Source organism: Streptomyces sp. NPDC096136 (assembly GCF_044763325.1).
Taxonomy (GTDB): domain Bacteria; phylum Actinomycetota; class Actinomycetes; order Streptomycetales; family Streptomycetaceae; genus Streptomyces.
Genome location: NZ_JBIWFZ010000002.1, coordinates 639,224 through 661,344 on the forward strand (window position 1 = coordinate 639,224; position 22,121 = coordinate 661,344).

At 74.7% G+C, this 22,121-nt stretch carries 20 protein-coding genes; 10 read left to right on the plus strand and 10 right to left on the minus strand.

Annotated features, from left to right (window positions below; genetic code table 11):
• Positions 1-91: 91 nt before the first annotated feature.
• The 3 genes from ACIRBY_RS06080 to ACIRBY_RS06090 are packed head-to-tail and all read right to left on the minus strand — an operon-like array spanning position 92 to position 2,966.
• Positions 92-607 (minus strand): GNAT family N-acetyltransferase, encoded by a 516-nt coding sequence (locus ACIRBY_RS06080; RefSeq protein WP_403896790.1) that lies wholly within the window; start codon positions 605-607, stop codon positions 92-94.
• A 35-nt stretch (positions 608-642) separates the two neighbouring features.
• Complete coding sequence (locus ACIRBY_RS06085) at positions 643-1,557, minus strand: hypothetical protein (protein WP_403896792.1); 915 nt, start codon at positions 1,555-1,557, stop codon at positions 643-645.
• Entirely contained in the window at positions 1,554-2,966 is a 1,413-nt protein-coding gene (locus ACIRBY_RS06090) for a phenylacetate--CoA ligase family protein (protein ID WP_403896794.1), read from the minus strand. Before ACIRBY_RS06090 ends, ACIRBY_RS06085 begins: the two co-directional genes overlap by 4 nt.
• Positions 2,967-3,367: 401 nt before the next feature.
• Here ACIRBY_RS06090 and ACIRBY_RS06095 point away from each other — a divergent pair, with 401 nt between their 5' ends.
• The 4 genes from ACIRBY_RS06095 to ACIRBY_RS06110 all read left to right on the plus strand — a co-directional run bounded on the left by ACIRBY_RS06095 (position 3,368) and on the right by ACIRBY_RS06110 (position 7,986).
• On the plus strand, positions 3,368-4,162 hold the full coding sequence (locus ACIRBY_RS06095) for an IclR family transcriptional regulator (protein ID WP_403896796.1): 795 nt from the start codon (positions 3,368-3,370) through the stop codon (positions 4,160-4,162).
• Positions 4,163-4,467: 305 nt separating this feature from the next.
• On the plus strand, positions 4,468-5,820 hold the full coding sequence (locus tag ACIRBY_RS06100) for a uracil-xanthine permease family protein (protein ID WP_403896799.1): 1,353 nt from the start codon (positions 4,468-4,470) through the stop codon (positions 5,818-5,820).
• Between the two features lie 31 nt (positions 5,821-5,851).
• On the plus strand, positions 5,852-7,279 hold the full coding sequence (locus tag ACIRBY_RS06105) for an amidohydrolase family protein (protein WP_403896802.1): 1,428 nt from the start codon (positions 5,852-5,854) through the stop codon (positions 7,277-7,279).
• Positions 7,276-7,986 carry a sulfite exporter TauE/SafE family protein gene (locus ACIRBY_RS06110; protein WP_403896805.1) on the plus strand — a complete coding sequence of 237 codons (711 nt, stop codon included), beginning with the start codon at positions 7,276-7,278 and terminating at the stop codon, positions 7,984-7,986. Before ACIRBY_RS06105 ends, ACIRBY_RS06110 begins: the two co-directional genes overlap by 4 nt.
• Here ACIRBY_RS06110 and ACIRBY_RS06115 read toward each other — a convergent pair.
• The 4 genes from ACIRBY_RS06115 to ACIRBY_RS06130 all read right to left on the minus strand — a co-directional run bounded on the left by ACIRBY_RS06115 (position 7,970) and on the right by ACIRBY_RS06130 (position 12,212).
• Positions 7,970-9,091, minus strand: coding sequence for a LacI family DNA-binding transcriptional regulator (locus ACIRBY_RS06115; protein WP_403896808.1), 1,122 nt, complete (start codon positions 9,089-9,091; stop codon positions 7,970-7,972). The genes ACIRBY_RS06110 and ACIRBY_RS06115 overlap by 17 nt on opposite strands.
• A 92-nt stretch (positions 9,092-9,183) precedes the next feature.
• Positions 9,184-9,408 (minus strand): translation initiation factor IF-1, encoded by a 225-nt coding sequence (gene infA / locus ACIRBY_RS06120; protein ID WP_042816044.1) that lies wholly within the window; start codon positions 9,406-9,408, stop codon positions 9,184-9,186.
• 92 nt (positions 9,409-9,500) lie between these two features.
• Positions 9,501-11,492, minus strand: a complete 1,992-nt coding sequence (gene acs, locus ACIRBY_RS06125; protein WP_403896811.1) for an acetate--CoA ligase — start codon at positions 11,490-11,492, stop codon at positions 9,501-9,503.
• A gap of 9 nt (positions 11,493-11,501) precedes the next feature.
• A complete protein-coding gene (locus tag ACIRBY_RS06130; RefSeq protein WP_403896813.1) occupies positions 11,502-12,212 on the minus strand; it encodes an acetate uptake transporter in 711 nt (236 codons plus the stop codon).
• Positions 12,213-12,575: 363 nt separating this feature from the next.
• On the opposite strand from ACIRBY_RS06130, the gene ACIRBY_RS06135 reads away from it, so the two are divergent.
• Positions 12,576-14,003 carry an amidohydrolase family protein gene (locus tag ACIRBY_RS06135; RefSeq protein ID WP_403896816.1) on the plus strand — a complete coding sequence of 476 codons (1,428 nt, stop codon included), beginning with the start codon at positions 12,576-12,578 and terminating at the stop codon, positions 14,001-14,003.
• A gap of 162 nt (positions 14,004-14,165) precedes the next feature.
• Here ACIRBY_RS06135 and ACIRBY_RS06140 read toward each other — a convergent pair whose 3' ends face one another.
• A complete protein-coding gene (locus tag ACIRBY_RS06140) occupies positions 14,166-14,915 on the minus strand; it encodes a DNA alkylation repair protein (protein WP_403896819.1) in 750 nt (249 codons plus the stop codon).
• A 201-nt stretch (positions 14,916-15,116) separates the two neighbouring features.
• Here ACIRBY_RS06140 and ACIRBY_RS06145 point away from each other — a divergent pair, with 201 nt between their 5' ends.
• Both ACIRBY_RS06145 and ACIRBY_RS06150 read left to right on the plus strand, forming a co-directional pair.
• Positions 15,117-16,490: a rhodanese-like domain-containing protein gene (locus ACIRBY_RS06145; protein WP_403896821.1), complete on the plus strand. Its 1,374-nt coding sequence runs from the start codon at positions 15,117-15,119 to the stop codon at positions 16,488-16,490.
• A 133-nt stretch (positions 16,491-16,623) separates the two neighbouring features.
• Complete coding sequence (locus ACIRBY_RS06150; RefSeq protein WP_403896824.1) at positions 16,624-17,370, plus strand: sulfite exporter TauE/SafE family protein; 747 nt, start codon at positions 16,624-16,626, stop codon at positions 17,368-17,370.
• A gap of 18 nt (positions 17,371-17,388) precedes the next feature.
• Here the strand turns inward: ACIRBY_RS06150 and ACIRBY_RS06155 are convergent, their stop codons facing one another.
• Positions 17,389-17,676: a metal-sensitive transcriptional regulator gene (locus ACIRBY_RS06155; RefSeq protein ID WP_042818119.1), complete on the minus strand. Its 288-nt coding sequence runs from the start codon at positions 17,674-17,676 to the stop codon at positions 17,389-17,391.
• 80 nt (positions 17,677-17,756) lie between these two features.
• Between ACIRBY_RS06155 and ACIRBY_RS06160 the strand changes: the two genes are divergently transcribed.
• The 3 genes from ACIRBY_RS06160 to glpK all read left to right on the plus strand — a co-directional run bounded on the left by ACIRBY_RS06160 (position 17,757) and on the right by glpK (position 20,904).
• Entirely contained in the window at positions 17,757-18,368 is a 612-nt protein-coding gene (locus ACIRBY_RS06160; RefSeq protein WP_403896826.1) for a rhodanese-like domain-containing protein, read from the plus strand.
• A gap of 130 nt (positions 18,369-18,498) precedes the next feature.
• A complete protein-coding gene (locus tag ACIRBY_RS06165) occupies positions 18,499-19,347 on the plus strand; it encodes an MIP/aquaporin family protein (RefSeq protein ID WP_403896829.1) in 849 nt (282 codons plus the stop codon).
• Positions 19,348-19,386: 39 nt separating this feature from the next.
• A complete protein-coding gene (gene glpK / locus ACIRBY_RS06170) occupies positions 19,387-20,904 on the plus strand; it encodes a glycerol kinase GlpK (RefSeq protein ID WP_403896832.1) in 1,518 nt (505 codons plus the stop codon).
• A 13-nt stretch (positions 20,905-20,917) separates the two neighbouring features.
• Here glpK and ACIRBY_RS06175 read toward each other — a convergent pair whose 3' ends face one another.
• Positions 20,918-22,117 carry an MFS transporter gene (locus tag ACIRBY_RS06175; protein WP_403896834.1) on the minus strand — a complete coding sequence of 400 codons (1,200 nt, stop codon included), beginning with the start codon at positions 22,115-22,117 and terminating at the stop codon, positions 20,918-20,920.
• Positions 22,118-22,121 lie beyond the last annotated feature (4 nt).

Below are 22,121 nucleotides of genomic sequence, written 5' to 3' on the forward strand. Positions count from 1 at the left end.
GGCGCGTACGCACGATCCGGCCATCCTCGGGTGCGGGGCCCCAGGAAGCAACCTCCTCCGCGGGCAGCGCGGAGCTCTCGTGCCCGTGGGCTCAGAGCCGGCGCCGGTAGCGGAGTTCGGTGAGGGCGGTCCCGTCGTAGTCGTCGTCCCGGGTCGCGCCGTCGGGCCGGTAGCCGGCCCGCTCGTAGAAGCGCCGGGCCCGTTCGTTGCCGTCGAGGGCCCAGAGGACCGCGTCCGTGAAGCCCTCGTCCCGCATCAGGGCGTGGGCCTCGTCCAGGAGGCGCCGGCCGATGCCCGTGCCGATCAGGTCCGGGGCGACGTAGAGGGCGTAGACCTCGCCCGCCCCGGCCCGGTCGGGCAGTTCGTCCCGGCAGGGCCCGACGCAGATCCACCCCACCGGGCCGCCGTCGCCGAGGGCCACGAGGTCCCGTGAGGTCCGGCCGGGCCGGGAGAACCACTGCCGGCGCCGCTCGGCGTCGTCCTCGACCGTCATCGCGTCGAGGTGGGTCCGGGGGATCAGGCCCGCGTACGCCGCCTGCCACCCCCGGACCCGGATCGTCGAGACGGCCTCGATGTCGGCCTGTTCCATGGCACGTATCCGTGTCATCGCGCCACCGTAGTCCCGGAGCGGACGGGTCCGGCTCAGCCGGCGGCCGGGGCCTGGGCGGCGCGGGCCGGCCGCTGCGCCGGGGTTCCCCTGCGGTCGCGGCGGAACACGATCTCGGCCATCCGCCGCTCCGGGCCGCGGCGGCGCAGGAACAGGTGGCCGAGGAAGGCGGCCGGGCCGAAGAACACCTGGGCGGGCATCACCGTCGGGGTGTGCCCGGTGACCGCGCCGACGACGTGGAGGGCGGCCACGGGGGCCACGACGCCGAAGAGCAGCACCAGCACGGTCCCGGTCCGCAGCCCCGCCTTCCCGTACGCCTTGTAGGCGGTGGTGGTGAAGAGGGCGTAGGCCAGCAGGTCGCCCATGCCGACCACGGCGCCGAGGTCCTCCCCGACGCGCAGCCCGGCCGCGGGGGCGTACGGATAGCCCTGGACAGCCTCGGACAGTTCCTCGGTCAGCGGCACGACCCAGGCGAAGAACGCGTCGTAGACCGTGAGCGCGAGGAGGAACCAGGCGACGTTCCTCAGCCGCATCCCGCCCTGCACGTTGATGTTGGTGGCGGAGACCACGACGAGGCCGACGACGCAGCTGTTGGTGATCCAGTACGGCGCGGAGGTGTCGCCGAAGGCGAGGTGGGTGCCGAGGACGGAGGCGATCAGCGCGGCGATCAGCGCCCAGCGCAGCCGGCCGTTGCCGACGACGGGCTGGTAGCCGACGGAGAGCCCGCCCGCGAAGGCCAGCGCGAGCACCACCGGCAGGACGGCCCCGGGCAGGGCGAGGTAGAGGTAGGGCAGCGCCAGGACGAAGCCCATCATCACGAAGATGTCCCTGCCGTTGAAGACGCCGAGGGGCGGCCGGGCGGTGCGGACGCCGCGGAAGTAGGAGACCGCTCCGGCACACACCGCGAGCGCGAGGACGCAGCTGACCGCGAGCTGGAAGAAGACCGTCATGCGTGGCTCCGGGTGAAGGTGTGCTCCAGCAGGTCGCAGCGGAGCGGGAAGCGCAGTGCCGCCTCCGCGTCGTCCAGCGGCAGGACGGTGACGTCGGCGTCGATGCCCTCGGCCCGCAGCCGCTCGGTCACCTCGGCCGCGCCGGCCTCCTTGGAGGCGACCTCCACGTGCAGCCGGCCCCCGGCCGTGACCTCGGCCCGGTGGCGCAGCGGGAACGGCAGGCCGGGGGTGCCGTCCAGGGCCTCCACGATGTCGCGCGGGGTGACGACGCCGTCGGCGGTGCGGTGCAGCGCCCCGGCCTTGCCGAGGATGTGGGAGACCGCGGGGACCGAGGCGAGTTCGCAGTCCGGTTCGCCCTCCAGGGTGCGGACCACGTCGCCGGTGTTGTACCGCAGGACGGGCATGCACTCGCGGTAGGGGTAGTACGGGGTGACCGTCAGCTCGCCGAGGCGGCCGGGGCCGGCGGGCTCGCCGGTCTCCAGGTCGAGCACCTCGATGTAGCCCATGTTGAGGTCGAGGTGCAGGTGGTCGTGGGTGCAGTGGCGTCCGCTGACGGGAAGCAGCTCGGTCATCCCGAAGGCGTCGCCGACGGTGTGTGCGCCGAAGGTCTCGCGGAGGGCGGCCGCCAGGTTCCGCGACAGCGTCTCCCCGCCGCCGTAGATCGCGCGCAGTGCGAAGTCGTCGGGTCCGTAACCGCGTTCGCGGGCGGCGGTGACCATCCGGCCCAGGTAGCTGGGGTTGCCGGTGAGTACCGTCGGCCGAGGGCCGCTGCGTCCGCGCAGGTGCTCGACGGACTCCTCGGGCGGTATCTGGCCCACCACGTGGCAGGCGGCGTTGACGAGGCGGCACACCTCGACGTCCTCCTGCACGGCCGCCGTCGCCCGGGAGCTGAGGTTGATCTGCATCCGGTCGCCGGGGCCGAGGTCGCCGCGGAGCACCAGGGACAGCGCGATCAGGGCGGGCCACAGTTCCATCTCGTAGCGGGAGAGCCAGATCTGTACGGGGGCGCCGGTGGTGCCGGTCGTCTGCGTGACCAGGTACGGGGTGCTGCAGAGGAAGTCGTCGGGGCGCGCGATCAGATCGGCCTTGCGGGTCACGGGGATCTGCGCGAGCGTCTCGGTGGTGATCCGGGCCGGGTCCACTCCGGCGAGGCGTTCCCGGTAGAAGGGCGAGCGCGTGGCGAGCCTGCGCACGGTGCGCTGGAGCGCCCGGTTCTGCAGCTCCCGGCGCTCGGCCGGATCGGTGAACGGTCCGTCGGCCAGTTCGTCGACGTCGTCGCCGAGGGAGCCGAACTCCTCCAGCGTGACGAGCGCGTCCGCGACCAGCCGTTCCACGGCGCGTACGTTCAGCTGCCGGCCGAACACCATGGCCGTGGCCACCCGCACCTGCCGGACAGCGGTCTCCAGCACTGATGCCTCCCTCGAACTTCGGACAGGACGAGGGGGTGGGGGCGGCACGCCGCCCCCACCCCCCTGGTTGGTGCGTCAGCTGGCGGAACACATGGAGAAGAAGACCGCCGTCATCGCACCCATGACGTACTTGAACTGCTTGGCGCTCGTCTTGATGGCGCTCATATGTGCCTCCCCTGTTTGCTGTGACCGGACGAAGCCTTGACTTCCGCAGGAGTCCTGGCGTTCCGTCCCTTGACGAGGAACACAGTGGCGCGATCGCTGCGAGCGGGCAATGATCGGGTCCATTCAACGGACCGGTGAGTGACGGGAACCATTCCGACACCCCAACTGACCTGGTCCGAACGGGGAATTGTGGGGTCCGTCCGCTCGATGGACCCCTGCATGAGAGGGGGACCCTCATGGCGCGATCCGGCGCGGAGGGACGCGGCGTGCTGGAAGGCGCGTTCGCCTTGATGGAGGTGCTCGCGCACGACGACGAGGTCGGGTTGACGCGGCTGGCGACCGATGCCGCGCTGCCCAAGGCCACCGCCCACCGGCTGCTCGGGCAGCTGGTCGCCCTGGGCGCGGTGCAGAGCCACGAAGGCCGCTACCGGCTGGGCCCGCGGACGTTCCGGCTGGGGCAGGCCTGGCATCCTGCGCGGGCGCTGCGGGCCGCCTCGGCCCAGCCGCTGCGGGAGCTCGCGGCGGTCGGCGGCGGGGTGAGCCTGAGCCTGTCGGTGCCCGAAGCGGGGCAGATCGCCGTCGTCGGGGGCATGCGGGGCGAGGTGGACGAGGTCTTCCCGCTGCGCTCCGGGGTCGTACTGCCGCCCGGCAGTGCGGCCGAGCTGGTCCTGGCGGCGTCGGCCCCGGCGGCGGAGCGGCCGGCGGGGTGGACGGCGGCGGCCTGGGCCCGCGAGGCGGCCGGGATCCGCGAGCGGGGGCTCGCGTTCGACTACCAGCAGTGCGTGGACTCGCTGTCGTGCGTGGCGGCTCCGGTCTTCTCGGCGTCCGGGCAGGTGGTGGCCGCCGTGGCGGTGACCTCCCTGGACGCGAAGCTGATCCCCCCGCTGTGCGACGCCGTCGGCCGCGCGGCGTCGATGATCGGCACCAGGCTGGCCCGGCTGCCGGACCCCGCGTCCCGGCCCCGCCGGACGGGACCGCCCGCGGGCCGGGTCGTGCAGGGCCTCGCGGTTCCGGCCGAGCACAGCGGCTGAGGCGGCCGGGCGGGCCGGACCCGCGCACGTCCTGAGGAGAGCCGCCTCCCCCGCCGGGGAGGCGGCCCTTCCGCGGCGCGGAGGCGGCCCTTCCGCGGCGGGCGGGAGCGGCCCGGCGGTCCCGTGCGAGCGGTGGAAGCCGTGCGTCCGCACCTCTTGACGGGCCCTCAGGGCGCTCACATACTGGCGGCCAAATCGATTTGGCCGCACCGATGCGACTCCTTCGCGGAGTGCGGGCGCGGCCGAAACCGGAGCGAGCCGAACGGAGCTCGAACGTGTCCAGTCCCCGCACACTCCCCCATCCCGTGGACCAGTCCCGCCCCGTGAGCCGGATCCTGCTGTTCGGCCTCCAGCACGTCCTCGTCATGGCGGCGACCCCCGTCTCGGCGGTCTTCCTGATGAGCTCGACCCTGCACCTCGGCCCCCGGCTCACCGTGAACCTGCTGTCGGCGGCCTTCGTGCTCTCCGGCGTCGGCTCCCTGATCCAGTCGCTGGGGCCGTGGAAGTTCGGACCCCGGCTGCCCTTCGTGATGCTGCCCGGCGGGGCCCCGCTGATCCTCTTCCTGGCCATAGCCAAGGAGCACGGGGTGCGCACCGCCACCGGCGCGGTGATCATCAGCGCGGCCTTCTCGTTCCTCGTCCTGCCGCTCTTCTCCCGCCTGCTGGCGTTCTTCCCGGCCCTGGTCATCGGCACGATGATCGTCATCGTCGGCGTCAACCTGGTGAAGGTCGGCGCGCTGCTCGTCACCGGGCGTCCCGGCGGCCCCGGCTTCGCCGACCCCGTGAACCTGGCGCTCGGCCTGGCCACGATCGGCTTCACCGTCGCCCTCTACTGGCTGTTCAGCGGGGTCCTGCGGCAACTCGCCGTGATGCTCGGCCTGATCGCCGGCACCGTGCTCGCCTTCGCGCTGGGACGGGTCGACTTCGGGGGCGTCACCGGGGGCGGGATCCTGAGCGCCCCGCAGCCGATGCCCTTCGGCACGCCCGAGTTCCACCTGGCCGCCGCCCTGCCGCTGATGCTGTACGCCCTGGCCTCGATGGCGGAGGCCACCGGGCAGACCGTCATCAACGCGGAGACCGTCGGCAAGGAGATCGACGCGCGCACCGACGTGCCGCGGACCGTCCGGGGCGACGCCCTCGTGTCCGTCCTGGCCGGCTTCCTCGGGCTGCCGCTGATGGTGACCAGCGGCGAGAACATCGGGATCGTCCGGGTCACCGGCGTGCGCAGCCGGTTCGTCACCGCGGCCGCCGGTGTCGTGCTGATCGCCGTCGGCTTCCTCGCGCCCGTGGTCCGCGCCATCAGCGTCATCCCGTCCGCGGTCGTCGGCGGCACGGCCATGGTGGTCTTCGCGGTGATCACCGTGCTCGGCGTGCAGATGCTGGGCAGGGCCGAACTCGACCGGCACTCCCACGCGTTCGTCTGCGCCGTCGCCCTCGCACTGGGCCTGCTGCCCATCCTCGTCCCCGGCGTCTACGCGGGCTTCCCGTCCGGTGCCCGGATCCTGCTCGAAAGCGGCGTGGCGGTGGGCGCGTTCACCGCCGTCGTCCTCAACGTCCTCTTCCACCACCTACGGCCCCGGATGGCCCGCGCCCTCGCCGCCCGGGCGGGGGCCGCCGCCGTCGACGCGGGCGGCCCCCGCCCCCTGCCCCATGCGTGACCCGTACGCGGAGGACGAGATGACCCACCCGATGAGACACGAGACCCCCACGGGCGGACCGCTGGGCCCCCACCACCTGGCCGGCGGGACCCGGCTCCTGGTCCCCGCGGTCGTGATGACCCCCCGGGGGCCGATGGAGGAGTACGCGGCCGTCGTCGCCGACGGCACCTTCCGGGACGTCGGGCCGGCCGCCCGGCTGGAGCGCGAGCACCCCCACCTGGTGCCGGTCCGCCTGCCGGGGCACGTGCTGGTGCCCGGATTCGTCGACGCGCACCACCACCTGACGCAGAGCTTCGGCGCCGCGCTGGCCTTCGGCGAGCCCTCGGAGATCTTCCGCCGCGTCTGGGTCCCCCTGGAGGGAGCCCTGGACGAGGAATCCGCCTACGTCGCCGCGAAGTTGTCGGCGCTCGAGTCGCTGCGGGGCGGGTTCACCACCGTCGCGGACGCCGGCACCCGCGCTCCGGTGGACGCCGCCGTCGTGGCCGCGGCCGCCCAGGACGCCGGGATCCGCTGCGTCCTGGGACTCGTCTGCAACGACACCGCCGACGGCGCGGGGGCCTGCGGGACGGACGGCGCCGCCGTCCTGGCCGCCGCCGAGCGGCACCTCGCCCGGTTCGGGGGCGCGGAGCTGGTCCACCCGTCGCTGGCGGTCTCCGTCCCGGAGGCCGCCACGGCCGGGACCCTGCGCGGCACGGCCCGGCTGGCCGCCGAAGCGGGGGCCGTCGTGCAGATCCACGTCAACGAGCACCTCGCGGCCGTGGAGCGCTCCCTCGTCCGGCACGGTCTGCGGCCGCTGGAGTACCTGCGGGAAGTCGGCGCCCTGGGACCGCAGTTGCTGGCCGCGCACGCCACCCTGGTCACTCCCGCCGAACTGACCCTGCTCGCGGACACGGGCGCCGCGGTGAGCTACAACCCGGTCGCGAGCGCCTGGAAGGGCAACGCCGTGGCGCCGGCCACCACCATGGCCGAGCGCGGCATCCGCTTCGGGCTGGGCACCGACGGCACCCGCGGCGACGCGTTCCGCCTGGTGGAGGCCGCAGAGTTCGCCCAGCGCCTCGCCTACGGCCTGGCCACCGGGGACTCCTCCTGCGGCGCGGGCTGGTCCTGGCTGGAGCGCGGGGGCCCCGGCGGCGCGGACGCCGTCGGCCTGGGGGCGCTCACCGGGCGGATCGCGCCCGGGGCGGCGGCCGACTTCCTGCTGGTGGACGTCAGCGGCCCGGAGATGCGGCCGTCCTGGGACCTGCCCTGGGAGCTCGTCCGGCGCGGGAACCGCGACCAGATCACCGCCGTGTTCGTGGCCGGCGTGCTGCGGATGTGGCGGGGCCGGGCCGTCGGCTGGGACGACCGGGCACTCGTCCGGCGGGCGGCCGAGCTGGCCGAGGAGGTGGTCGCCCGGGCCGGGGTGACCCGGGCGCACCCCACCTCCACGCAGGCGCGGGCCCGGAGCGCCCTGCGGTGAGCGCCGCGACGGTGGTGCTCCTCGCCCTGGCCGTGGCCGTGGCCGCGTTCGTCCAGGGGACCAGCGGCCTCGGGTTCGCGCTGGTCGTGGCCCCGGTGGCCGGGTTGCTCGCGCCCGAGCTGCTCCCGGTGTTCGTCCTCGCGTCGATGATCCCGCTCAACGTCTACGTGGTCTGGCGCGAGCGGCGCTCACTGGACCTGCGGGGCGCGGGATGGATCTCGGCGGCGCGGCTCGCGGCGACACCCGGCGGGCTCCTGCTGCTGTGGGCCGTCCCCGGGCAGCGGCTCGGCCTCGTCGTCGGCGCGGCCACCGTACTGGCGGCGGCGGTCAGCCTGGCGGCGCCGGCCTTCGTCCCCGGACGGGCCGCCTACCTGGGCGCGGGGGTCGTCACGGGGCTCACCGAGACCGCCACCGGGGTGGGCGGTCCGCCGCTGGCCCTGGTGTACCAGCACCGCCCGGCCGCGGAGCTGCGGTCCACGGTCGCCCTGTGCTTCCTGGTGGGCGAGGTCGTCTCGCTGGCGCTGCTCCTCGCGACGGGTCAGGGGACCGCGTCCCAACTGGGCTGGGCGGTGCTGCTGCTGCCCGCCGTGGCCGTCGGGGCGTGGCTGAGCCGGCTGGTCCACCACCGGATCGACGCCGGGCGGATGCGCCCCCTGGTCCTGGCCTTCGCGCTCGTCTCCGGTGCGGTGCTCATCCTCGCTCCGTGAGGCGCAGCGACGAGGCGCGCGCGATGACGCGGGGTTCGGGCGCCGGCGCCGGCTCGGCCTGCGCCGGCGCGGCGGCGTCCCGGGGGCGGAGCCGCGCCAGGAGGAGTTCCACGGCGTCGGCGGCCGCCCGGTCCAGGTGCAGGTCGACGGCCGTGAGCGGGGGTTCGCAGGTGCGGGCGCGGGGCCCGTCGTAGCGGGTCGCCACCATCACGTCCTCGGGGACCCGCCGGCCGCCGTCCCGGATCGCGCGGACGGCGCCCACCGCGAAGACGTCCACGAGCGCGCAGACCGCGTCGGTCTCCGGGTGGTCGGCCAGCAGCGCCGCGCAGGCGTCGTAGCCGGCCTGCTCGCCGCCCTCCTCGGGGGCGGTGGCGACGAGGGGGGCCCAGCCCTGCTCGCCGGCGGCGCGCTCGTAGGCGGCGCGGGCGTCCACGGAGGAGTGGCGCGTGCCGGCGCCGACGAGGAGCGCCGGCCGGCGGGCGCCCTGTGCGCGCAGGTGCTCCAGCAGCAGGGTGGTGACGGGGCCGCCGCGCAGGTCCACGTACGGGGCGTCGTTGCGCGGCGCCACCTCGCGGCCGAGCGCCACGTACGGCAGGCCCCGCTCGCGCAGCTGCGCGACCGCAGGGTCGTCCTCACCGGGCTCGACGACGATGGCGCCGTCGATGTCGAGGGAGTGCAGCGGTGATCCGCTCTGCACGGGCGGGACCAGGACCAGGGCGTAGCCGTGCGTCATCGCGCGCTCGGCGGCGGCCGCGGCGACCTCCATGTAGAAGCCGAGCCGGGAGGGGCCGGCGGCCACCGCGAAGGGCATCGAGGAGGCCAGCGCGATGACCTTGGCCTGCCCGTTGCGCAGCCGCTGCGCGCGCAGGTTGGGCCGGTAGCCGAGTTCGGCGGCGGTCTGCCTGATGCGTTCACGGGTCCGCGGGTCGACCTTGCCGAGCCCGTTGAGGGCGTGGGACACGGTGGTCGGCGAGACCGAGGCGGCGCGGGCGACGTCGGCGATCGTCGGCGGCCGCCCGCGGGCGGCGCCGGCGGGTCCTGCGGCCGGGCCCGGACCGGAAGCGGAAGGAGAACCGGGACCGGAAGCGGAAGCGGAACTGGGCATCTGGCGGAACGCTCCTCGCTCACTCGGCCGGCACGGCCCCCCCATCTTCGCCGACCGGGCCGCCACCCTCCAGTCCCGCCCCCGTCCGTCGCTCAGGTGCGGTAGCGGTAGACGATCCGGCCGCGCGTCAGGTCGTAGGGGCTCAGTTCCACGAGCACCCGGTCCTCGGGGAGGATCTTGATGTAGTTCTTCCGGATCTTCCCGCTGATGTGCGCGAGCGCTTGGTGCCCGTTCTGGAGCTGCACGGTGAAGGTCGCGTTGCGCAGGCACTCGACCACGGTGCCTTCGACTTCGATGCCCTTGGCTGTTCTCGGCAATGTCTCTCGATTCTCGATTCGGTGGAGGCTCGGCACACTACGCGGGGACCGGCTCCCGCCCAACCCGTTTTCCGCGGGACGGCGGTCGCCGCTCACTCCTCCTCCCCGCCTCCCCGCGCCTCGGGGAGGCGGTCCCTGATGACGTCCATGACCGAGCTGTCGGTGAGCGTGGTGACGTCGCCGAGGCTGCGGTGGTCGGCGACGTCGCGCAGCAGACGGCGCATGATCTTCCCGGAGCGGGTCTTGGGCAGCTCGGGCACGACCAGGACCTCGCGGGGGCGGGCGATGGGGCCGATCTCCCGGCCGACGTGCGCGCGCAGTTCCTCCACGATGCCCCGGCCCCCGGCATCGGCATCGGCATCGGCATCGGCATCGGCATCGGCGCGCAGGATGACGAAGGCGACGATCCCCTGGCCCGTCGTCGCGTCAGCCGCGCCGACGACCGCCGCCTCGGCCACCTTCGGGTGGGAGACGAGCGCCGATTCCACCTCGGTGGTGGAGATCCGGTGCCCGGACACGTTCATCACGTCGTCGACGCGGCCCAGCAGCCAGATGTCGCCGTCCTCGTCCTTCTTCGCGCCGTCCCCGGCGAAGTACCGTCCCGGGAACCTCGACCAGTAGGTGTCGAGGTAGCGCTGCCGGTCGCCCCAGACGGTGCGCAGCATCGCCGGCCACGGCTCGGTGAGCACCAGGTAGCCGCCGGCGCCGTTCGGCACCGGGTCGCCGTGGTCGTCGACCACGTCCGCGGCGACGCCCGGCAGCGGGCCCATCGCCGAGCCGGGCTTGCAGACGCTGATCCCCGGCAGCGGGCTGAGCATCTGGGCGCCGGTCTCCGTCTGCCACCAGGTGTCCACCACGGGACAGCGGTCGCCCCCGATGGCGCGCCGGTACCAGATCCAGGCCTCCGGATTGATCGGCTCGCCGACCGAGCCGATGACGCGCAGGCTGGCGAGGTCGAACGCCGCCGGCACCTCCTCGCCCCACTTCATGAAGGTCCGGATCGCGGTCGGCGCGCAGTAGAGGACGCTGACCCGGTACTTCTCGACGATCTCCCACCAACGGCCCTGGTGCGGGGTGTCCGGGGTGCCCTCGTACATGACCGAGGTGGCGCCGTTCGCGAGCGGACCGTAGACGATGTACGAGTGGCCGGTCACCCAGCCGATGTCGGCGGCGGTCCAGAAGACGTCCCGTTCGGGTCTGAGGTCGAAGACGGCCCAGTGGGTCCAGGCGACCTGGGTCAGGTACCCGCCCGACGTGTGCAGGATCCCCTTGGGCTTCGCGGTGGTCCCCGAGGTGTACATGATGTACAGCGGGTGCTCGGCGTCGAAGGGACGCGCCTCGTGCCGCGGGGACTGGCGTTCCATCAGCTCGTGCCACCACAGGTCCCGGCCGGCCGTGAACGGCACCTCCTGGCCGGTGCGGCGGACCACGACCACGCTGCGCACGTCGGGGCAGCCGGCCACGGCGGCGTCGACGGCGGGCTTCAGGGCGGCGGCCGCGCCCTTGCGGTAGCCGCCGTCGGCGGTGATCACCACTCGGGCGTCGCAGTCGAGGATGCGCCCCTTGAGCGCGTCGGAGGAGAAACCGCCGAAGACGACGGTGTGCGGCGCCCCGATCCGGGCGCAGGCGAGCATCGCGACGGCCGTCTCGGGGATCATCGGCATGTAGATCGCGACCCGGTCGCCCTCGCGGACCCCCAGCGCGGTCAGTGCGTTGGCGGCCCGGCAGACCTGGTCCTCGAGGTCCGCGTAGGTGATCGTCCGGGTGTCGCCGGGCTCCCCTTCCCAGTGGAAGGCGACCCTGTCGCCGTGTCCGGCCGCGACGTGGCGGTCCACGCAGTTGTGGGCGACGTTGAGGCGGCCGCCCACGAACCAGCGCGCGAACGGCGCGTCCGACCAGTCGAGGACCTCGGTCCAGGGCTCGGCCCAGTCGAGCCGTGCCGCCTGGGCCGCCCAGAAGGCGAGCCGGTCCCGCTCCGCTGCGCGCAGGTCCGGATCCGTGACGTTGGCGCTCGCGGCGAGGTCCTGCGGGGGCGGGAAGCGGCGCGCCTCGTGCGAGAGGCTGGAGAGGGTCCGGTCGCTCATGGCCACTCCTCACTCCACGGGGCGGCCGGGGGCGGTCGGGCGCTGCCCGGGTTCGGCGGCTCCGGCGCCGCCGAGCGGCCACACCGGCAGGACGACGCGTCGGAAGGTGCTGTTGGCGACGGTGGCGAAGGAGGCGTACCAGGCGACCACGGCGGTCACCAGCCCCGCCCAGCCCCCGGCCCGGGTCCAGCCGTCGGACTGCGCGAAGGCGCCGACGGTCAGCAGCAGGAACGTCAGGCTCAGGGTGGCGAACACCCCGAGGACCGCCCCCGTCGTACGGGCGGCGGCGACGGTCATGTAGAGCGTGAAGACGGTCCAGACCAGGAGGAAGAGCCCGGTCGCCTGGTGGAGCTGGGGGAACCGCACGAGGTACGGCACGACGGTCCTGGCGAAGGCCCAGTAGGCCAGCCAGAAGGCCCCGAACGAGGCGAAGGCAGTGGCGGCGAACGTATTTCCGCGCCTGAACTCCCACATTCCGGCGAGGAGTTGGGTGATACCCCCGTAGAAGAGTGCGAGCGGCAGCACGACGGCCTCGACCCCGTGGTCGATCAGGCCGGCGTTGAACCAGCTCAGGACGAAGGTGGTCGTCGCGAAGGCCGCGAGCCCGAGCGCGCCCGGATCCGCGACGGCCGACGCCGGCGGGGCGGGCGGGGCGGGCGGGGCGGGCGCCTGCGGGGGAAGAACGGACTCTGGTGGGCCGGTCCGGCCGGGATCTGCCACGATGGCTCCTCTCCGACGGGCGCCGCCCGCGTCGGCGGTCCGGACGCGTTCCCGGGCCCGGCACCGGTCCTCGGCGCGGCAGGTCGTACGGCACCCGCTCGTCCGCGGTCCGCGCCGCCGGCCTCCGGATCACGCCGGCCCGGCGGCACGCCGCCGCACCCTGCGCCTTTCCCGTCCGCGTCCGCCCAAACCGGCCGCCCGGCGGCACCGTACGAGCCCGATTCGGAAAAAGTTTTCCACTCGCGTCTATCGAACGGCCATCCGCTGGGCATGCTGCGTGTGATCTCCCGCCCCGGCCCGACGCTCCGTCAGCGCGTCCCGCCCGGGCGGCCTTCCGTTCTGAGCCCCGGGAGGTAACACGCCATGCAGTCGGTCCCCACTCCGCCGCCGGCCCCCACGCGCCGCGGTCTCCTCGCCGGCCTCGGCCTGGCCGCCGCCGCACCGCTCGCCCTGGCCGCCGCCCCCCGCGCCGCGCTGCGCGACCGGCCCGCCGCCCCGCCCGCCCGGGACGGCCGCGCGGTCCTGCTCCGCGGGGCCGCCCTCGTGCTCACCATGGACCCCGCCGTCGGCAGCGGCCCCCTCGGCACCCTGGAGAACGCCGACGTCCTGATGCGCGGCGGCGCCGTGGCCGCCGTGGGCCCGGCGCTGCCGGCGCCGCCCGGCACCCGGGTGGTGGAGGCCGCGGGCAAGCTGGTCATGCCGGGGTTCGTCGACACCCACAACCACCTCTGGCAGGCGATGATCCGCGGCGGCTGTACCGACCGGGACCTGTTCGGCTGGTTCCGGGCGTGTACCGACCCCCAGCGCGGCCGCCTGACCCCCGAGGCCCTCCACAGCTTCGTACGGCTCGCCGCCCTCGACGCCCTGCAGTCGGGCGTGACCACGCTGGTGGACTGGGTGGACATCTTCTCGTACGACCTGGTCGAGAGCTACGTACGGGCCCTGGCCGGCACGGGGCTGCGGTTCGCGTACGCCATGTACCCGCCGGCTCCCGACGGGGTGCTGGCCGCCAAGGTCAAGCGGGAGCTCGTCGACCCGGTTCCGCTGGGCTCCTTCCAGATCGCCACCCACGCGGCCCGGGCGGCCCGGTCGGACAACCGCGCCCACTGGGAGACCGCCCAGGAGCTGGGGGTCATGCTCAACTCGCACGTCCTGGAACGCCCCGAGCAGCGCGCCGACGATCCCGTGGGCGTCCTCGCCGACATCGGCGCCCTGGGGCCCCGGCTCCTGATGAACCATGCGATCCACCTGACGGACGCGGAGATCGCCGCCGTCGCCGCGCACGACGTGCGGCTGGCCCACTGCCCGCTCAGCAACATGCGGCTGGCCTCCGGCATCATGCGGCTGTCCGAACTCGGGCGCGGCGGCGTCAAGGTGGGGCTCGGCCTGGACGGCGGGACCAACGACACCTCGGACTTCCACGCCCTGATGAAGGCGGCCATCGGACTGCAGCGCGCCCGCGCGACCGAGTCCGAGGTCTTCCCGCAGGTGCACGACGTCCTGCGGATGGCCACCCTGGGCGGGGCGGAGGTCATCGGGATGGCGGACCGGGTGGGCTCCCTGACCCCGGGCAAGCGGGCCGACCTGCTGGTCATCGACCCCGCCGCCCTGAACTTCGCCCCGCGCTTCGACTGGACCGGCCAGATCGTCTTCAACGGACGCCCCGAGAACGTCGACGCCGTGTTCGTGGAGGGGCGGGCCCTGAAGTTCGGCGGCCGGCTCGTCGACGTCGACACGGCCCGGGTGGTGCGGGAGGCCGAGGCCGCGGCCACCCGGCTGCGCTCGGCCTAGGGTCGTCTCTTTCGGATCTCGCCGGTTGAGCCCGCGTCGTCCGGTGCCGTGCATCGGCGCGTTGGCGGGGCGCCCGCGTACTGGACGTACTTGGTGCTCCGCCAAGGCGGCGAGGAGCGGTGCCGGGCGGCGCGGGTCAGGCAAGATCCGGAAGAGACGGCCTCAGGTCGTCGGGGCCGGCCGGTCCTGCGGGGCGGCCGGGAGGCGGCGCAGGGCTTCCTTGCGGGTGAGCGGGGCGACACGGTTTCCGTGCCGCCCCAGCCAGTCGAGGACGAACCCGGGGTCGCGGGTGGACAGTTCGCGCAGGACCCAGCCCAGGGCCTTGCGGATGAAGAACTCCCGCTCGTCGACGAGGGCGTCCGCGTAGCGCGTGAGGCGGGCGGTGTCGGGGCGGCCGGCGCGGATCGCGGGCAGCAGGGCCAGGAGCGCCGTGCGGCGGAGCCAGAAGTCGGGGTCCGCGGCCCAGCGGTCCAGGGCCTCCCCCGCGGCCGGGTCGCGCAGGGCGACGGCGCCGGCGCAGTGCACGGCCAGCGGGTCGACGAGGGCCCAGGTGCGGCACTCGCGCAGCAGGGCCTCGACGGCCGGGAGGTGCGTGGCGTCCAGGGCCCGCGCGCACTGCACCAGCAGTTCGACGGCCGCCCAGCGGTACTCGTACACGGTGCGGCCCGCGCCGTCGGGGACGGACCACAGCTCCGCGGCCAGCGCGAGGACGTACGGGGCCGGCCGTGCTCCGAGCCCCCGGCGGGTGCGGGTGACCGCGCGCCGCATGTCGGGCACGGCGATGCCCAGGTGGTGGAGGTCGCTGTGCAGGTAGGCGCGCTGCTGCGCGGCGCGGACCGGGTCCGCCGCGGCCGACAGGGCGGCCCGGATCTCGTGCGCCGGACCCCGCGGGTCGCCGCCGTCCGCCCTCATGCCCACTCCTCCCGCGCCCGACCGGTGCCGCCGATCGTATGCCCGCCGCGGCGGATGCGGGATCCGGTGCGGTCCCGCGAGGGCCGCCGCCCGCCAAAAATACCCCTGGGGGTATCTGTGCTACCGTCGAAGACATACCCCCGGGGGTAATTTTCGGCAGGGCGCGCAGGATGCGCGGCAGTCACAGGAAGGGAGCACGGCGTGTTCTTCGTCGACACGATCGAGGTGTCCGGGCTCGGCAACCGGGTCTATCTGGCCGGCGGGGAGGCGACGGCCGTCGTCGTGGACCCGCCGCGCGACGTGGACCGGCTGATCGCGGCGGCGGCCCGGCGCGGGGTGCGCATCGCGCACGTCGTGGAGACCCACGTGCACAACGACTACGTGAGCGGCGGCGCGGAGCTCGCCCGGATCACCGGCGCCGCCTACCTGGTGCCGGCCGCGGCCCGCATCGCCCACCCGCACGTCCCGGTGCACGACGGGGACCGCGTCGAGGTCGACGCGGCCGCGGGACTGACCCTGCGCGCACTGGCCACCCCCGGCCACACCCCGCACCACACCTCGTACGTGCTGGAGGAGGCCGGCGCGTCCGTCGCGGTGTTCACCGGCGGCTCCCTGCTGATCGGTTCCGTGGGGCGCCCCGACCTCGTCGAGCCGCGCCTGACCCGGGGGCTGGCCCGGGCGCAGTACGCCTCCGCGCACCGGCTGGCCGCCGAGCTCCCCGAGGAGACCCCGGTGCTGCCCACGCACGGCTTCGGCAGTTTCTGCTCGTCCTCGCGGGCGGAGGGCGGCGACACCACGACCATCGGCAGGGAGAAGGCCTCCAACGGGGTGTTCACCCGCGACGTGGAGGGCTTCGTCGCCGACCTCCTGGCGGGGCTGGACGACATCCCCGCGTACTACGCGCACATGGGGCCGGTCAACGCCGCCGGTCCCGCGCCGGTCGACCTGACCCCGCCCGCGGTGGCGGACGCCGACGGGATCGCGGCCCGGCTGGCGGCGGGCGAGTGGGTGGTGGACCTGCGCCACCGCGTCGCCTTCGCGCAAGGGCACGTCGCCGGCTCGCTGAACTTCGAGGCCGAGGGGCAGCTCGCCACGTACCTGGCCTGGCTGATCCCGTGGGGCAAGCCGGTCACCCTGCTCGCCGGCTCGGCCGCGCAGCTGGCCGCCGCGCAGCGCGAGCTCGTCCGGGTCGGCATCGACCGCCCCGCCGCCGCGGCCACCGGCTCGCCCGCGGACTGGCTGCGCCCGGGCGAGGCACCGGCCTCCTTCCCGCGGGCGACCTTCGCCGAGCTCGCCGACCGGCGGCGCGGAGCGCCGGGCTTCGTCGTCCTCGACGTCCGCCGGGACGCGGAGCGCCGGGAGGGCCACATCGAGGGCTCGTTCCACATCCCGCTCCACACCCTGCCCCGGCGCCTCGACGGGCTGCCGGAGGGCGAGGTGTGGGTGCACTGCGCGGGCGGGATGCGCGCCGCGATCGCCGCCTCCCTGCTGGACGCGGCCGGCCGCGAGGTCGTCGCGGTGGACGACTCCTTCGAGGCGGCCGAGCGGGCCGGACTGGTCGTACGGCGGTCCTGACCGCCCCGCGGCCCGGGTGCGGACGCCCGTCCGCACCCCACGTGCACCACGAACGGGAAACGGACATGAACTTCCTCGGACGACCGCCGGACGGCCCCGGCGGGAACGGTGGCCGCGGGGGCGGTGGCGCCCCGTGACCGGCCTCACATTCTCCCTGGCCGCCGGCGCGGTGACCGGCCTGGCCCTGGGGGCGCTCGGGGGCGGCGGCAGCGTACTGGCCGTCCCCGCCCTGATCTACCTGCTCGGCCTCACCCCGGTCGCGGCGACCACCGCCGGCCTGGCCGTCGTCGCCGCCACCTCGGCCGTCGCCCTGGCCGCGCACGCCCGCGACGGGCAGGTGCGGTGGCGTACGGGGCTGCTGTTCGCGGCCGCCGGGCTCGGTCCCGCGATGCTGGGCGGCGCGCTGGCCGCCCGGATCCCCGGCGCCCTGCTGACGGGGGCGTTCGCCCTGGTGGCGGCGGGTGCGGCGGTCCGGATGCTGCGGACCGCGCCGGCGGCCGGCGGCGCCGCCCCGGTACGGCCGGGCCGGGCCGCGGCCGCCGGGGCCGGACTCGGCGCGGTCACCGGCGTCCTCGGTGTCGGCGGCGGCTTCCTCGCGGTGCCCGCGCTCGTGGGCGTACTGGGCCTGCGGATGCGCCAGGCGGTGGCCACCAGCCTCCTGGTCATCACCGTCAACTCCCTGGCCGCGCTGGCGACCCGGGCGGGGACGGCACAGGGGCTGGACTGGGCCGTCGTCGCGCCCTTCGCGGGGGCCGCGGTCCTCGGGGCCCGGGACGGGAAGCGGCTCGCGTCCAGGATCTCCGGCCCCGCCCTCCAACGGGCCTTCGCCCTCGTGCTGTTGGGCGTGGCCGCGTTCATGCTCCTGGACGCGGCCCGGTGAACGGGCCGCTGCCGGGGATCAGGCCAGCGAGAGGAACAGCTTCTCCAGCCGGGCCCGCATCGCCTGCGGGTCCTCCCCGTCCACCCGCCCGTCGCGGGCGTCGGCCACGCACTGCTGCAGGCCCGTCGCGATGATCGCGAAACCGGCCCGGTCGAGCGCCCGGGAGGCCGCGGCGAGCTGCGTCACGACGTCCTCGCAGTCGCGCCCCTCCTCGATCATCCGGATCACGCCGGCGATCTGACCCTGCGCCCGCCGCAGGCGGTTCAGCACGGCCTTCAGCTCGGTGCCCTCAAGCTCCAGTTCCACCATCACTCCTCAGAGATACCCCCAGGGGTACTGTACGTCCCGGTTCGGGGCGACGTCGACCACGAAGGACCACCTCTGCCATGAACACCCCCGCTCCCGCCCCCGCCGCCCTGGACGTCGACCAGGCCCGGGCGCGCCTGCCCGAACTCACCGTCGTCGACGTGCGCACGCCCGCCGAATACGCCTCCGGCCACCTGCCCGGCGCGCTCAACGTCCCCCTGGACCGGATCGGGCGGGCCGCGGCGGACGTACGGCGCGCCGCCGAACGCGGCGGCGTCCTCGTCGTGTGCGCCTCCGGCGTCCGGTCCGCGAAGGCCTGCGCACTGCTGGCCGGGCACGGCGTGTCCGCCGCGACCCTCGTCGGCGGCACGGCGGCATGGGCCTCCGCCGGACACGGGCTGCACCGCCCCGAGGCCCCCGCCGGCCGTCCCGGCCTGAGCATGGAACGCCAGGTCCGCCTCACCGCCGGCGCCCTCGTCCTGCTCGGCCTCGCACTCGGCCTGGTCCTCCACCCCCTCCTGCTGCTCCTCGCCGCCGGGGTGGCCGGCGGCCTCGTCCTCTCCGCGCTCACCGGCACCTGCGGCATGGCCGCCCTCCTCGCCCGCCTTCCGCACAACCGGCCCCGCACGGCCGACCTCGACGCGGCCCTCGCCGCCCTGCGCGGCCGCGCCCCCGGGCAGCGCCACCGGTAGGGCCGCGGCCCTACCGGTCCCCGGGGCGCCGCCCCGTGCCCGCGCCCGATGCCTCCACCGGACTTACGATGTCGCTAGAGGACTCGGGGCAGTCGACGGCCGGTCTCTGGCCGGCGGGAAGCGGGCACCCATGGCGGCGCGGCTCAAAAGATCAGGGCTGATCGGTGAAGTATCGGCGGAGTTCGCCGGCACGATGATCCTCATCCTCTTCGGCTGTGGCGTGGTGGCCCAGGTGGTCGCCGGCGGCGCCCTGACCAATCCGCCGGGCGGGCTGGGCAACCACGACAGCATCGCCTGGGCCTGGGGCCTGGGCGTCACCCTCGGCGTCTACGTCGCCGCCCGGCTGAGCGGCGCCCACCTCAATCCCGCGGTGACGGTCGCCCTGGCGGCGTTCAAGGGATTCCCGTGGAAGCACGTGGGCCCGTACGTGGTGGCCCAGATCGCCGGCGCGTTCGTGGCCGCCCTCATCGTGCGCTGGAACTACAGCGAGGCGCTGGCGAAGGCGGACCCGACCCACACCATCAAGACGCAGGGCGTCTTCTCCACGCTGCCGGCCAACGGCAACACGAACCTGCCGGTCACCGAATGGGGAGCGCTGCGCGACCAGATCATCGGCACGGCGATCCTGCTCCTGTTGATCTTCGCGGTCACGGACCTGCTGGGCACGCCCCCCGGCGCCAACCTCGCCCCGTTCATCGTCGGCCTCATCGTGGTCGCGATCGGCATGGCCTGGGGCACCAACGCGGGCTACGCCATCAACCCGGCGCGCGACCTCGGCCCCAGGCTGGCCAGCTTCCTCACCGGCTACGGAGGGGCGTGGCGCGACCAGTACGGCAACTTCTACTTCTGGGTGCCGATCGTCGGCCCGCTGATCGGCGGTCTGCTGGGAGCGGGTCTGTACAAGCTCCTCATCGGCCGGTACCTGCCGACCGCCGAACCGGAGCCCGCGGGACGGGTGCCGGTACCGGACGAGAGCTGAGCCGGCCCGCAGTTCGGGACCAAGAGAGGCGGCAACCCCATGGCTGACTTCGTCGGCGCAGTGGACCAGGGCACCACCAGCACCCGTTTCATGATCTTCGACCATGCGGGCAACGAGGTGGCCAGGCACCAGCTGGAGCACTCCCAGATCCTGCCCCGCTCGGGGTGGGTCGAGCACGACCCGGTCGAGATCTGGGAGCGCACCAACTCCGTGATCCAGAACGCCCTGCGGCACGGAAACCTTTCCGCGACCGACCTGGCGGCCATCGGCATCACCAACCAGCGGGAGACGACCGTCGTCTGGGACCCGCGCACCGGCCGCCCCTACTACAACGCCATCGTCTGGCAGGACACCCGCACCGACTCCATCGCGGCGGCACTGGACCGCTCGGGCCGGGGCGACGTGATCCGGCGCAAGGCGGGGCTGCCGCCGGCGACCTACTTCTCCGGCGGCAAGATCCAGTGGATCCTGGAGAACGTCGACGGGGTCCGCGAGGCCGCCGAGCAGGGGCACGCCCTCTTCGGCAACACCGACTGCTGGGTGCTGTGGAACCTCACCGGCGGCCCCGACGGCGGCATCCACGCCACCGACGTCACCAACGCCAGCCGCACCATGCTCATGGACCTGGAGACCCTCGACTGGGACGACGAACTCCTGGGCTTCTTCGGCGTGCCGCGGTCGATGCTGCCGACCATCAACCCCTCCTCCGACCCCGAGGCGTACGGACAGGCCCGGACCTCCCGGCCGCTGCGGGCCGCCATCCCCATCACCGGGGTGCTCGGCGACCAGCAGGCGGCCACCGTCGGCCAGGTCTGCTACGCCCCCGGGGAGGCCAAGAACACCTACGGCACCGGCAACTTCCTCGTGCTCAACACCGGCACCGAACCGGTCCGGTCCCAGCACGGCCTGCTGACCACCGTGGCCTACCAGTTCGCCGGACAGCCGGCGGTCTACGCCCTGGAGGGCTCCATCGCCGTGACCGGCTCCGCGGTCCAGTGGCTGCGCGACCAGCTGAAGATCATCACCGATGCCGCGGAGACCGAACGCCTGGCCTCGACCGTCGAGGACAGCGGCGGCATCTACTTCGTGCCCGCCTTCTCCGGCCTGTTCGCCCCGTACTGGCGCTCCGACGCCCGCGGCGCGATCGTCGGCCTCGCCCGGTACCACGACAACGGCCACCTGGCCCGGGCCACCCTGGAAGCCATCTGCTACCAGAGCCGCGACGTGGTGGAGGCCATGGAACAGGACTCGGGCGTCCACCTGGACGTGCTCAAGGTGGACGGCGGCGTGACGGCCAACGACCTCTGCATGCAGATCCAGGCCGATGTCCTCGGCGTCCCGGTCAGCCGTCCGGTCGTCGCCGAGACCACCGCGCTCGGCGCCGCCTACGCCGCGGGCCTGGCGACGGGCTTCTGGCAGGACACGGACGAACTGCGCACCCACTGGCAGGAGTCCAAGCGCTGGGAGCCCCGGTGGTCCGAGGAACAGCGGGCCGAGGGGTACGCGGGCTGGAAGAAGGCCGTGGAGCGCACCCTCGACTGGGCCAAGGTCGAGTAGTCGGCGGAGCGGATCAGGGGCGGCGCAGACGGGGGGCCAGCGCCGCCATCGCCGCCATCAGCCCCGGCAGCACCAGCATCGCCCACCGCAGGTCCGTCGCCTCCGCGAGGGCGCCGATGACCGGCGGTCCGGCGAGGAAGCCGACGTACCCCACCGCCGAGACGGCGGCGATGGAGGACCCGGTGCGCTCCGGCCGCAGCGCGGCCGCATGGGCGAAGACGAGGGGGATGACCGCGGCCATCCCCAGGCCCAGCAGGGCGTAGCCGACGAAGCCCGCCGCCGTCGTCGCGGCGAGGATCGGGACGAGGGCCCCGGCGCCCGCCACCACGGCGCACAGGAGCGTGAAGGCGACCGTCCCGAGGCGGGCCCGCAGCCGGTCGGCGGTGAGGCGTCCGACGACCATGCCCGCGGAGAAGACGGCGTACCCCAGGCCCGCCGCGCCCGCCGAGGCGCCGGTCTCCTCCTTCAGGTACACCGCGCCCCAGTCGTTGACGACCCCCTCCCCCATCAGCGCGCAGAACGCCACGAGGCCCGGCACCCACAGGCCCGGCCCGGGCAGGGCCAGCAGCGGGTCCCGGCGGGACCGGCCCCCGGCGCGCGGCGGATCGGGGGCCAGGGCCGTGGCCGCAGCCCCCGCCACCACCAGCAGGACCAGGGCCGCCACCGTGAAGTGCGCCCGGATGCCGATCCCGGCGGCGGCCGCGAGGCCCCCCGCCGTGGCGCCGGCGATGCCGCCGAGGCTGAACATGGCGTGGAAGCCGCCGAGGACGGGGCGGCCGTAGGCCCGTTCGACGAGGACGCCCTGGGTGTTCATCGCGACGTCCACGGCGGTGTTGCCGCACGCGAACACGGCCAGGGCCGCCGTCAGCACCGCGAGGCCGGGGACGTGGGGCAGGCTCGCGAGGGCGCCCAGGTAGGCGGCCATGCCGACGCACAGGACCGTGCGGCTGCCGAACCGGGCGACCAGGCCGCCGACCAGCGGAAGCCCGAGGAAGGCGCCGCCGCTCAGGCCGACGAGGGCCACGGCCAGCTCCCCGGCGGACAGGTCCAGCCGGTCCTGGACGGCGGGGACCCGGGCCGCCCAGGTGGCGAAGGCGGCTCCGGTGACGAAGAAGACCGCGCAGACGGCCGCCCGCATCGCCCGCGGACCCGGGCTCCGGCCGCGGGCGGAGGCCGTGGTGCGTCCGGCCGCGGTCCCGGGCTCGTTGCGCATGTAC

Coding starts and splice junctions, on each gene's coding strand:
- acs (WP_403896811.1), bottom strand. CDS start 11,492: ATGAGCGACCGGACCCTCTCCAGCCTCTCGCACGAGGCGCGCCGCTTC.
- ACIRBY_RS06175 (WP_403896834.1), bottom strand. CDS start 22,117: ATGCGCAACGAGCCCGGGACCGCGGCCGGACGCACCACGGCCTCCGCC.
- ACIRBY_RS06085 (WP_403896792.1), bottom strand. CDS start 1,557: ATGACGGTCTTCTTCCAGCTCGCGGTCAGCTGCGTCCTCGCGCTCGCG.
- glpK (WP_403896832.1), top strand. CDS start 19,387: ATGGCTGACTTCGTCGGCGCAGTGGACCAGGGCACCACCAGCACCCGT.
- ACIRBY_RS06140 (WP_403896819.1), bottom strand. CDS start 14,915: ATGAGGGCGGACGGCGGCGACCCGCGGGGTCCGGCGCACGAGATCCGG.
- ACIRBY_RS06095 (WP_403896796.1), top strand. CDS start 3,368: ATGGCGCGATCCGGCGCGGAGGGACGCGGCGTGCTGGAAGGCGCGTTC.
- ACIRBY_RS06165 (WP_403896829.1), top strand. CDS start 18,499: ATGGCGGCGCGGCTCAAAAGATCAGGGCTGATCGGTGAAGTATCGGCG.
- ACIRBY_RS06135 (WP_403896816.1), top strand. CDS start 12,576: ATGCAGTCGGTCCCCACTCCGCCGCCGGCCCCCACGCGCCGCGGTCTC.
- ACIRBY_RS06115 (WP_403896808.1), bottom strand. CDS start 9,091: ATGCCCAGTTCCGCTTCCGCTTCCGGTCCCGGTTCTCCTTCCGCTTCC.
- ACIRBY_RS06160 (WP_403896826.1), top strand. CDS start 17,757: ATGAACACCCCCGCTCCCGCCCCCGCCGCCCTGGACGTCGACCAGGCC.
- ACIRBY_RS06080 (WP_403896790.1), bottom strand. CDS start 607: ATGACACGGATACGTGCCATGGAACAGGCCGACATCGAGGCCGTCTCG.
- ACIRBY_RS06105 (WP_403896802.1), top strand. CDS start 5,852: ATGAGACACGAGACCCCCACGGGCGGACCGCTGGGCCCCCACCACCTG.